At 40.1% G+C, this 12,361-nt stretch carries 5 protein-coding genes and 1 pseudogene; 3 read left to right on the forward strand and 3 right to left on the reverse strand.

Going from position 1 to position 12,361, the window contains the following annotated elements:
• Positions 1 to 97, reverse strand: a pseudogene (locus Q0X72_RS10610) (ribonuclease HII); the annotation flags it as partial.
• Positions 98 to 315: 218 nt separating this feature from the next.
• Between Q0X72_RS10610 and Q0X72_RS10615 the strand changes: the two are divergent.
• Both Q0X72_RS10615 and Q0X72_RS10620 read left to right on the forward strand, forming a co-directional pair.
• Entirely contained in the window at positions 316 to 3,129 is a 2,814-nt protein-coding gene (locus Q0X72_RS10615; protein ID WP_297765045.1) for a TonB-dependent receptor, read from the forward strand.
• Between the two features lie 14 nt (positions 3,130 to 3,143).
• Positions 3,144 to 4,562: a hypothetical protein gene (locus tag Q0X72_RS10620; protein WP_297765048.1), complete on the forward strand. Its 1,419-nt coding sequence runs from the start codon at positions 3,144 to 3,146 to the stop codon at positions 4,560 to 4,562.
• 468 nt (positions 4,563 to 5,030) lie between these two features.
• On the opposite strand, the gene Q0X72_RS10625 is transcribed toward Q0X72_RS10620, so the two are convergent.
• Both Q0X72_RS10625 and Q0X72_RS10630 read right to left on the reverse strand, forming a co-directional pair.
• Positions 5,031 to 5,738, reverse strand: coding sequence for a hypothetical protein (locus tag Q0X72_RS10625; RefSeq protein ID WP_297765051.1), 708 nt, complete (start codon positions 5,736 to 5,738; stop codon positions 5,031 to 5,033).
• A complete protein-coding gene (locus tag Q0X72_RS10630; protein WP_297765054.1) occupies positions 5,735 to 9,988 on the reverse strand; it encodes a thrombospondin type 3 repeat-containing protein in 4,254 nt (1,417 codons plus the stop codon). Before Q0X72_RS10630 ends, Q0X72_RS10625 begins: the two co-directional genes overlap by 4 nt.
• Before the next feature lie 185 nt (positions 9,989 to 10,173).
• On the opposite strand from Q0X72_RS10630, the gene Q0X72_RS10635 reads away from it, so the two are divergent.
• Positions 10,174 to 12,153, forward strand: coding sequence for a putative porin (locus Q0X72_RS10635; protein ID WP_297765056.1), 1,980 nt, complete (start codon positions 10,174 to 10,176; stop codon positions 12,151 to 12,153).
• Positions 12,154 to 12,361 lie beyond the last annotated feature (208 nt).

Consider the following 12,361-nt stretch of genomic DNA (forward strand, 5'->3'; position numbering starts at 1 on the left):
AAATAACGGCTGCTGCGGTCACAGGTCCGGCTAGACATCCTCGCCCGGCTTCATCCGTGCCGGCTTCCAACAAGAATCGATGAAATTTCTTTAACATAACATGGAAACCCCTCTATTTTCTTTAATATGACGCAAAAGAATCGCCTAAGAATTGTTAAATATATTGACAATAAATTAGGTAATTTCTAAAAACCTTAAATGATTCGCAATTAAGAGCATTTTTTTAACATGCTTTAACCAGACACGCATTTCTTTCTAGGTTAATTAGGTTAAAATTATCATTTTTGCAGCTGGCTAATTCAAAAATTAAATTAAATGAAATCAAAGTTAACATGGATGCTGACGCCATTATTGGTGCTTTGCATGAGCTTCTCTTTTTCACAGGAGAAGATGATTACCGGTGTTGTGACGGATCAGAATGGTCTGCCTTTACCTGGGGTAGCTGTCGTAATCGTAGGAACTTCGACTGGTACACAAACCGATTTTGACGGGAACTATAGTATTACTGCCCAAACAGGACAGCAATTACGCTATAGCTATCTGGGACAAAAGACGGTAACAATAACAGTAGGTGCTGAAAGCACTATGAACATTCAAATGGAAGACGATGCTGAGGCATTGGAAGAAGTGATTGTAACAGGACAGGGTTCCGGTATTGCTCGAAGAAAATTATCAACTACAGTTGACGTTTTAGATTCTGAGGAGATCGAAAAACTACCTGCATTACAGATCGATCAACTATTGCAATCAACAACGCCTAGTGCTCAAATTCGTTTGAGTTCTGGTCAACCTGGTACAGCAGCGATCATTAGAACACGTGGTCCTATATCGGCTTCGTCATCTGCAACACCTGTACTTATCGTTGATGGTATACGTGTTGATAATTTGAACTCTAACCCACAGTTGGGTATTGGTACTGGTGGTGCTAACGTTTCTGCACTTGCTGATATACCTGTAGAGTCTATCGAAAGAATTGAATACATAAAGGGTGGTGCTGCAACAACATTATACGGTGCAGATGCTGCAAACGGTGTTATTCAAATTATTACTAAGAAAGGTAAAGACGGTGCTAGTTCTGTATTTTTCGAAAGTAGCGTTGGCGTAATTAAGGCAACTACCGATTATTTAAAATATGATAGAACTGCCGAAGCACTTTTTAGACCGGGAATGTCTCAACAATTTAGAGTGGGTCTTAATGGTGGGTCTGAGAAATTCTCATATAATTTCAGTGGGAGTTTGTACAAGGATGACAGCTTTAATGATATAAACGAACAAATTAAAAGGACTTTTACCTTTGGATTTACGGCTAAAGTAACAGAGAGATTAAAGTATCAAGGTTCTTTCTCTTATGTAGGTTTTGACTCTAATTTAGATTACAATGCTAACACTAGCTTTTCCAGGTTTTCTGGACTTGAAGGTTCTGCAAGAGGAGCTACAGATGAAATTTCTGATGAAGATTGGCAATCTGAACTAGACAGGTATAGTAATATTGGAAAATTAGTTGATATAACCAGTACAACAAACCGTATTACTGCATCCAATAAGTTTATCTATGATATTGATGATAACTTACAAGTGAATGCTACTATTGGTATAGATAACAGGAACACAGTACAGGAATCACTGCAAAGCAATGCACTTCTGGTAGCATTAGGTTCCATTGCCGAGGGCACAACGGATCAAGGTAATTTAAGCAGGGTTTTAAGATCTGCATTTACCCTGACAACAGATTTCAATATTACGCACAGAGCAAGTCTGGAGAATTTTTCCTTTGTTTCTATACTGGGTGGACAATTCTTTAGGACCTCAGATAGACAGAATAGATTAGATGGTTCTGGAGGTGTAGATGGTACACGTTCATTGAACAATTTCTCTGAGCAGACTTTTTCTGATTTTGTATTGGAAAATGCTAACTACGGATTATATTTCCTTGAAAACATTGGTATTTACAATGTTGCTTTCTTGGAATTTGGTGGTAGATTGGACAAGAACACCGCTTCCGGTTCAGATACTAAGCCTTTATTGTTACCTAAAATTGGTTTAACATATAATCTAAGTGATCACGATTTTTATAGAAATGCACCAATTAGTGACATCATCTCTACAATTAGAGTGAGAGGTAATTATGGTGAGGCTACAAACTTTGCACAACCGTTTTCTCAAGATAGGACGTTTGCTTTGAATCCTTTCTTTGGAGGACCTTCATTCACCTTTGCTAATCCTGGCAACGATGAGTTGGTGTCAGAGCGTGTAAAAACTACGGAATTTGGTGTGGAACTTGGGTTCTTCAGCAATAGGTTATTCCTAAGTGGAACAAGATATGTAGGTGTTACAGAAGACGCATTATTTACGCCACAATCTGCACCCTCTACAGGCCAATTGAACCAAATTCAAAATATTGGTGAGGTTGAAAACAAAGGGTACGAGTTTGAATTGAGAGCTACTCCTATTCAAACAGAGAAACATAATTTAAGCATCAACGTATCTTACAATACAAATGAGAACCTGGTTACAGATGCTGGTGGAGCTCCTGCCTTCGTAGTAGGTGGTTTTACAGTATTAGGATCTGTTGTTGAAGAAGGTCAGAGTTTGGGTTATTTGAGAGGTACAGCAGCAGTGCTGCAAGATGATGGTACCTATGCATTTGAAGCGAATACCGCTTTAGGTGATACATTTGCTCCGAATTTCGGATCTATGGGCTTGAACTATACCTGGGGTGATTTTAATTTCTTTGCCACTGCAGACTATCAGTTTGGAGGAAAGATCACAGACTTGAGCTTCCTGTTGAGGCATTTAAGAGGAACAGATAACACTGGTATCCCTGAAGAATTGATTGGGGCAACATCTCCATTTAATTATGTGAATTTCTTCGTTTTTGACAATGATTTCATAAAAGTCAGAAATCTGGGAGCATCTTATAATTTTGGCGACATTGCCAAGCCACTTTTCAGCAATATTAATGTAGGTGTTACCGTGACTAATCCATTCAACTGGACAGCTGGTCAATTTGATCCTGAAACTACAGGTTCTGGTATTGCCGCTCAGAATGGTTTTGCTAGTGGTGGTTTTGCTTATGGTACAGAATCTGCGCCAAGAACGTATATAGCCACATTAAGGTTTGAATTTTAATAAAAAAAAGTAAAATGAAAAAAGTAATAATATATTGTGTGGCCATATTTACATTTGGCTGTACCGGTGACTTTGGGGACGTGGTGGACTTTACAGTAGTAGAGAATCCAAATCTTTCTGAGTCTTCAGTTGTAGGACAACCTAACTCATCGTCAATTTGGCTTTCTGGTTTGGAAAGACAATTAGCACTTGTGTTTAATGAAACGTTGGTTTTGTCTGAATTAGGATCAGATAATTATGTGAATACACAGACCTTTTTCAGCCAGTTTCTTGATGGATTGACTATTCAGATCACTGATCCGGATATGAGAGATACGCAACGTCAAATACAGCGTCTTAGGGAGCTTGCTTTATTTGGGATAGCTGAGGTAGGTCCTGGCGATCCAAATTATACTGCTGAAACTGAGGCAGAGTTTTATTTCTTTGAAGGATTATCCTATTTAATTTCAGGAATGTATTTTTCTACATTACCACAGGAGCCAGTAGGTGTGCCAATTACATCCGAGCAGCATTATCAGAATGCAATTACTGCTCTTGATGCGGCTATTGCTATAAATGCAAAACCAGAATATCATCTGGCGAAAGCAAGGGCTAACTATTACCTGGGTAACAAAGGCGCTGCTATAGCTGCTGCCAATGCTGCACTGGCACTGGATGCTGATTTTGATAGATTTGTATTATTCGATGCTGCAAACGGACCAGTAAGTACTTTTGAGAGTGCCTTGTATGGAAGAGCTACTTTCGATGATTTACAACCATTGCCAACATTAGACTTCTTAGATCCTAAGTATTCTTTTTTAAGTACTTCAGAAGATGCTCCTGTTCATTATCTTAAAGCGGAAGAAGCGCATTTGATTTTAGCTGAAGCCAATCTTTCAGACAATGATATAGTTGCTGCCAGAGGTAATTTAACTGACTTGTTAGATTTAATTTCTACCAGAGAAGTTAGGAATATAGATGATTCAATTGAGCAGAGAACACAAGTTTCTGAAGGATCAAGACCAGACAATGCTTCCGTTGTTGTTAATGGAAGATCTGGGCTTGTATTAGACAGACAATCAGGAAATGTAGATGTTCCTTCTGTTTCAGGAACTTCGCTTACTGCTTCTGATATTGCTGCAATGCAAGATGATGATGCAGGGTTGACCTTATTATACAGAACAAGACAAGAAGTATTTATCGCTGAAGGTCTTAGGTTTGTAGATATGGGAGTAAAATTGGTCATTGATGAAAATGAGATTTTACTGAATCCAAATATTAATGAAGGTGATCCTGGTACCACACCTGTAATTCCAGCCTTTATTTCGGCGGTTGTTGCAGATTTGGATGCCATCACTTATGATGCAGGTGCCGGTACGGCAAGTACCGCAATTGATTTAAGTGCGATTCTAGTCGCAAACAAAAGCTCTAATCAAGTAGTACCTTTTGAATAGTATTTGATATACCTAATAAAAGATCCCCTTCATTATTATGGAGGGGATTTTTTTTGCTTCAACTTGCATATAAAAAAGGCAATAAAAATTAAGTGTATCCTGATAAAGAAGCATGAGTTGCTTTTTTTGGTTGTAGTGATGTTTTTGTTGTTTTTGGCTTTCTTGGAGTAGGTAAAAAAAAGGAAAGTCTAAAGATTCTTAGTAAAACGTTTTAACCTCCAGGCAATACTCAGATCAATAATCGGATACGGTTAAAAGGTCCTGTAATGAAAAATTTAAACCATAGCCTAATAATGATTCCTTAACTATTTTTTGGTCCACCAATGTTTACCACACTCTTATTGGTAAGGGTCATGCCTATAGCCAGGATAAAACAACTACTATCATTGAATCTGGTATTCATAGTCTGAATCTCCACTTGGATAGAAATAATATTAAAGCCCCAAGAATTGGGGCTTTAAAATGTCATTATTGCACCCTAAACTCAAAAATTTCGGATTGTGAAGTATTCCCCTGGCTGTCTATGGATAGTACGCGCCAATAATAAACAGTATTGGCATTAATGCTTGTATCCAGAGAATTATCTATTGTAGAGCCTATCAAGGATAAGGCTGTATCATCAGTGCCAAAAAATATTTCATACTCAACCAAGTCATTGTCTACATCACTGCCTGTCCATTCCAGGGTAATGGTTCCGCTAGCTGCTACAGTAGCGCCTCGTGCAGGACTTACTGCCTCGGCCGGAAATGGCGCATAATTCTCAACACCCGGGCCCTGGTTATAGAATTTCCAGGTAGGACTCGTCGCAGTACTACTCGTACCGGTGGCTTTGGAGACCACAAACCATTCGTAAGGAGTTCCTCTGAGTATAGTGAGCTCTATACTATTGTTGTTTGCATTCGTTGAAGTTGAACTGTTATTGGCAAGATTCTTAAGATTTAATTCGTAACTATCCGCATTTTCAGCATCTGTCCATCGGAAGGTTACTGTACTTTGATTATCATTGAGGACCGTCCCTTCATTACACTCTGTATTATTGTCGGGAAAAACTAAGACTGCAGCAGAGGGTCTTACCACTACAACAGGTGGTGGCGGCTCTGGCGCCGGATCGTCTCCTCCTCCACAAGAAACTAAAAGCAACGCAGTTGCACTTAAAAAGCCTAGTATATTTCTCATTTTCGTATGATTTTGTAGGTCATTAAACTAGATTGTGTATTTATATTCAAAAGATAGATCCCTTTGGAAAGTGCATCTACATTAAATTGGAATTCGTTATTTACCGGCGTGTATTGTTTTTTGAACAAGGTGCGTCCGTTAAGGTCATAGAGAGAAATTTCTACCTGGTCTGATGATGAATTTCCTAAATAAATATTCAGATCTCCCGAGTCAATGGGATTAGGATAGATCAATAATTCAGAGCTTAGGAAGATAGATTCCGAATAAACTCCCTGACAATCCTTGTCCGTACTTACTGTAAGAGTGTTCTCTACTTGCGATAAAGGCAAAGTGATCTCACTATCAGTAGTTCTGTAAATAACATTATTTAAATTGATGAGGTAAGATTTCGCACCTGAAAGATTTAAGGTAACCTTATTATCAAAAGTATCTACCTTAGATGAGACCGATAGATCTTCGGGTTGCTGTATGTCTATGGAGAAACAGACTTCATATCCTGTTTGGCCTTCAACAGTGACACATACCTCGTAGCTGCCAGACATGAGATCCCCAAAGGAAATAGTATCCGTAAAACCTACGCTTTCATCAAGACTATTCCCGGTTAGTACGGCAGTGTAGTTCAATATCTCAATTGCTTCAATACTAATGCTGCCGTTATTACTGGAAATACACGATTCTCCTACTGTTAATACCCTGAAATTACTAGCAGGTAAGGAGAAGACTTCGCAACCATCCACATCAACTACAGCATCTGCTGGGGTATTGTCACAAAGGTCATTGCCGTTAGGTACTCCATCATTATCTACATCATCATCACATACATCCCCAATACCGTCATTATCAGCATCTGCCTGGTCTGCATTGGCAGTGGTAGGGCAATTATCATCTACATCGGCTATCCCATCATTATCGTCATCTGTATCACAGGCATCGCCCACACCGTCTCCATCGGTATCTAATTGATTGGCATTTCCTACCAAAGGGCAATTATCGTCTACATCCAGAATACCGTCGTTGTCATCATCTTCATCATCCTGGAAACCTTCTACCACAAGATCATCAATAATTGCTCCTTCCTGAGTTACTAAAGGGTCTGAGTGAAAAACAATTCTGAAAATAACGTTTGGTTCATTCGTAAGATCTGTTTCACCAAGGGCAGCGTTCGCAATAAAATCGTAAGCGTATTCTGTTAGAGTAGCATTGGTACCGGTCCATTGGGCTCCCGGACAGTTCTGGCAATCATCATCTGTCCCAGATCTCGCATTGGTCCGGTCGCTGTTGTACCAGTTTGGCTGGCTGTTTACTGTTCCTAAAACCTGCCATGATAATCCGTCATCCAACGTATATTCTACATACACCACATCAAAATTGATCTCAAGATCATAGGCCATTTGAAATTTCAATACAGGGGATAGAATATTCGCCATTTCATAACAATTACTAACCAAATAAGCGCGTGTTTCATCGGGATGGTTTCCGTCTAAATTAGTGCCATATAGCTGTGTTCCGGATCCAGTCTCATTAAGCAAGATACCTGCGGGGACACCCTTTTCCCATAAAGGGGCTCCTCCATCTTCATTATAGCTTAGCAAGGTCTCATCAGTAGTTTCAAAGGTGTTAATGGCATCACCTAAACCAAAGTCATTCACATAAAAAATATTAGTAATTTCATTATTGTTTGAAAAAGCATCATTGTCAATTGAAACACTAACATTAAGTGAGTATTCCCCGATGGTGGTGAGATTCAACGAAGGAATTTCTATGATGGTGCTTTCTTCACTTGCAAGGCTGACAGGGGCCGTAAAGGTTTGTGGACTTCCTCCATCAACAGTATAACTCACATCTACAGAGGTAATGGGATTTATTCCGTTATTTTTCACTTCAATTTCCGGGATGATTTCACCGCAAAGAATTTCATCTTTGCCGGGAGTTAATGATAGTAAGCTTATATCATTATCCGGCGTCTGAACAGGGATCGCCGAGGACCAGACCCCCCGGCCATACGTACTGGCCACCAGAAGCTCATCATCTAAACTGATCTCTAAATCGCTAACAGCTACATTGGGTAAGCTGGTACTGTATTCTTCCCATTCCGTGAGGGTATCGTCCAGACGGAAAACTCCAACGCTGGTGCCAACAAAGATTGGGTTAGACAAATCCTGGTCCTGATGTACCACAGAGAAAAATGCCAGGCTCGATGGTATATTCAATGTAATGTTCTCTTCCGTAGCCGTATTGCCATTTAATGTTAACCTGTAAACACCCCTCCCGGGTGGCTGATTTTGCTGCGAAGTAATGCCAACATTCCTGGAAGTGGTAACGTATAAAATATTTGGATCCAGACTATTAATAGCAATATCGGAAATAGCTGCCAAAAAGGAATACAGACGAAAAAAGGTAGCTCCTCCATCCTCACTGCGATACAGTTCATTGCCTTCAGCTGCATAAATTACTTGCGGGTTGCTAGGGTCTATTTCCAGATCGTCTATAGCGTCCGATCCAATGGTTGGAGAGAGCTGTTCCCAGGAACTCCCCACCAGCTTGTATACAGCGTCAAATCCGGCATATACCTCGCCCTCGGCGCTAATGGCCAGAGGAGTTACCCATTCTCCAGGGAAGGGAGCACCAACAAAGCCTAAATTCTGTCCGGAATCTGTACTGATATACAAAATACTACCAAACTGACTAAAACCATAAACCTCATTACTGTTTGCAGGATTTATTTCATAATCCATACCGTCACCCCCCGTATAGATATTCCACTCGTTATTGTTGTAAATGAAACCAGAATTGTCCTGGCTTCCTGCGCTTACAATGCCCGCATTGTTTTTAGCAATGGAAAGTCTGTAAAACTGTGTAATTGCCAAACCGTTATTATAATCTGTAAAGGTTAATCCCCCATCGGCTGTTTCGTAAACTCCACCATCGGTACCGGCGTAAAGTTTATTATTAAAGAACTTCAGGGTATGAATGTCCACATGTGTATAGGCTGCACTTACATCCGAATCGTTATTATTGAGACGGGTAAAAGTATCCCCTGCATCTGCGCTCTTCCAAATATTGATGGCTCCGGTATAGACCTCATCGGCATTGGTTGGAGAAACTGCAATACAGAGGTCATACCAGGCCTGATTGCGTTCAAAAATATCGACGCTATTGAGCGTTTGGGTAAAGCTTAGTCCGCTGTCATCTGATCGGAACAGGCCTAAAAAAGCCGAATCGTTTCCCAGAGTGTCAGCTACCAATACATAGACCACCGTAGGATCTGCTGCTGAAACTCCAATTACCATTCGTCCTGCAACCACGGGAAAAGGATCCGTGATTTCTTCAAAAGTAGCGCCCCCATTTTCAGAACGGTGAAAGCTGTTGGACGTCACCAAATAGATTGTTTCGGGATCCCCCGGTTTTAATCGGAAGTCACCAACTTCACCATCAAAGGTAACAGCCCAATTGGCCCCGGCGTCTAGAGACTTGTAAAGCCCTTTGTTGGTTGCTACCCATACAATATTTGAATTGGATGGGTCTATAAATATTTCGTTCATACTCCAGCTAAAGTCGCTGATTTGGGCATTCAGGCCAGTGGCATTCCAGCTCAAACCTCCATCAATAGATTTAAAGACGCCAATACTGTATGAATCTCTGCCATCATCGTCTCCTGTGGCTATATAAATTGTATTTGAATCATTTGCATCTATGGCAATCCCGGAAACCCCTATCTGGGCAAAATCGTCAAAAAGGTTTACCCAGGTACTCCCGGCATTAACGGATTTCCAGATCCCCCCGGAAGGAGCACCTGCATACCATATATTTTCGTTATTAGGATCTATCGCTACAGCGTTGATCCTACCTGCCCCGGGTTGTCCTTCGGCAAGGGTTCCGCTTGTAAATGGTCCTAAAGCATTCCAGTTACTGGTTGGATTAACATCGGCGTTGAGATTTTGCACCTCCTCCCAGGTTTCCATGAGATCTTTGGAAGTTGGGATATAGCCATTTTCATCCACAAAGTGCTTCCAGTAGTTCTCCCATCTCATATAGGGTTTATAACCGCTACCTTTCGCCAAAGAGTCTTTTCCTTTCCAATACTGATGGAAGGCTTCGGAAATTTCATTTAAGCTGTATCGTTGATCGGTGCTTTTAGAGGTTACAGCATTGGTTTTTTTCAACTTCTGCATCCAGGGAGCACTTTCATTAAATTGCCCATAAGATACACTGCCTAGAAGAAGGCATGCCATGAGTAGTCTTCTTATCATGTAATTTTTTTTGTGTAATATCCTGAAAAAAACAGGAATATTCAATTTTATTAGTTCTGTGGCCCCTTTTTGTGGCAGTATAAATTTAAAAGTTGCTCAAGATAACGATTCATAAGCTTTTCTCGTAAAACTTTCACATTTCTTTAGTGACAAAAAAAAGTAACTTTGCCCGAGTTATCTATTTTATGAAATACTTTATAAGTTTACTTTTGATTCTTTCTTTGCAAACGGCTTTTGCTCAGGATAAGATGTTGCCGGTAGCCAAAGAGAAGGACACCATTCTTTTTAGCAAGAATAAATTGACAATACCTAAGGGGGCGACTTCCAATAAAGAGCAAGAGCTCAGTATTAAGGATTACAAGATCATTTCTTATGCCAGAGACACCACCTATCTGGATACCACCTTAACTATCCAAAAAGAATATAAATATAACTACCTCCGGCGAGACAACTTTGAACTCATGCCTTTCGCTAATGTAGGGCAACCCAATAACGCCTTGGGGGTAGATATGGAACAGCCTGAATTATATCCCTCATTAGGAGCCAGGGCTCGAAACATAAACTATATGGAGGTGCAAGACATTTCATATTATAATGTTCCAACTCCCATGACGGATCTGTTCTTTAAGACCACCTTTGAACAAGGACAACTTTTAGATGCGATGCTTACTTTTAATACCTCCAGGAGGTTAAATTTTTCCATAGCTTTTAAAGGATTTCGCTCCCTGGGGAAGTACCAGTTCAGTCAGATGCAATCCGGAAATTTCAGGACCACCGCAAATTATCAGACAGCGAATGAAAGGTATACCCTACGGGCTCATATTGCAGCTCAGGATATTGAGAGTGAAGAAAATGGAGGTATCCTTGAAAAAGAGCTGCAATTCGAATCTGAAGATCCCGAATTTCAGGATAGATCGCGTTTAGACGTTTTCTTTACGGATGCCAGAAACAAGATCTTAGGGAAACGCTATTTTCTGGATCATCGGTTCGCGATATTTCAAAAAAGTGATTCCCTCAGGAGATCCTCTGTAGGCCTTGGACATGAATTTAGCTACGAAACCAAATATTTCCAGTTTCAACAAGATAGTCAGAACGATTTTTTTGGATCAACCATAGTAACTCCTATTGATGATAAGGCAACTTTAAAAACCTTTTTTAACAGGCTAAGCCTGGATTATTCCAATAGATTGTTAGGAACTCTGAAAGGATTTGTGAATTGGTATAATTACGATTATTATTTCAACAGCATTTTAATAACCGATACACAAACCATCCCAAATCAATTGCGTGGTGATGAATTGGCAGTTGGTGGGCTCTATCAAAATCAAATAGGTGCTTTTGCGCTTGATGCCTCTCTTACCTATGGCATTACTGGCGACCTTACTAATTATATTTTTGACGCCGCTGCCGAATACAGTATCAATGACAAACACAATATTGAGGTAAGTGCTCATTCTTCTTCCCGTTTGCCTAATTTTAATTTTCTGCTCTACCAATCGGAATACGAGAATTACAATTGGAATAACTCGGATGCATTTGAGAATCAGAATGTGCAAAGCCTTAAGTTCAATTTGAGTTCACAAGTATGGGGAGATCTGATGGTGCAGTATGCTACTACGGACAACTACACCTATTTTTCATCTAACGCTACTAGTGAGCAAATAGATAATGGCACTGAGAACGCGTATGTAACCCCAAAACAGGAGAGCTCTTCGGTAAGCCATCTTAAGGTAAAGTTCGCCAAGGAATTTAAGGTAGGGAAATGGGCCTTGAATAATACAGTGATGTATCAGAATGTAACTCAAAGCAACCAGGTATTGAATGTGCCTCAATTGGTTACAAGGAACACGTTGTATTATTCCAGCAATGTCTTTAAGAATGCCATGTTCCTTCAGACAGGGGTAACCTTTAAATATTTCACTGCCTATACCATGGATGGGTACAACCCCCTCTTAGGAGAATTTTACGTGCAGAATAGGGAAGAGTTGGGCGCTTTTCCTTTACTCGACTTTTTTATTAATGCGAAGGTGCGTCAGACACGCATCTATCTGAAAGCGGAGCATTTTAATTCTTCGTTTACGGGGAATACCTATTATGCTGCACCAAACTATCCGTATCGCGACTTTGTGATTCGTTTTGGCCTGGTGTGGAATTTCTTTTCGTAGAATTTGTTCAAAAAGTTTATTTTTTTTGATTGAATGAATCCTCATTTTCAGGGGGTTAGCTCGATAAAATAATTAATATTAATTATTTCCTGTATGGAGTTGTTCAACCAAAAAATTGGTTTTATATTTGCACCCGCTTAGCGTGAGATCGTTGGGTGAGAAAGAGATTGACAAAGTTCATTGATATATTGGTAGACAGCGAATTTGC

This window comes from uncultured Muriicola sp. (assembly GCF_947258935.1).
Lineage (GTDB): Bacteria > Bacteroidota > Bacteroidia > Flavobacteriales > Flavobacteriaceae > Muriicola.

Bases quoted from the DNA above. Each gene is read 5' to 3' on its own strand.
- Q0X72_RS10635 (WP_297765056.1), top strand. From the start codon at position 10,174: ATGAAATACTTTATAAGTTTACTTTTGATTCTTTCTTTGCAAACGGCT.
- Q0X72_RS10625 (WP_297765051.1), bottom strand. From the start codon at position 5,738: ATGAGAAATATACTAGGCTTTTTAAGTGCAACTGCGTTGCTTTTAGTT.
- Q0X72_RS10620 (WP_297765048.1), top strand. From the start codon at position 3,144: ATGAAAAAAGTAATAATATATTGTGTGGCCATATTTACATTTGGCTGT.
- Q0X72_RS10615 (WP_297765045.1), top strand. From the start codon at position 316: ATGAAATCAAAGTTAACATGGATGCTGACGCCATTATTGGTGCTTTGC.
- Q0X72_RS10630 (WP_297765054.1), bottom strand. From the start codon at position 9,988: ATGATAAGAAGACTACTCATGGCATGCCTTCTTCTAGGCAGTGTATCT.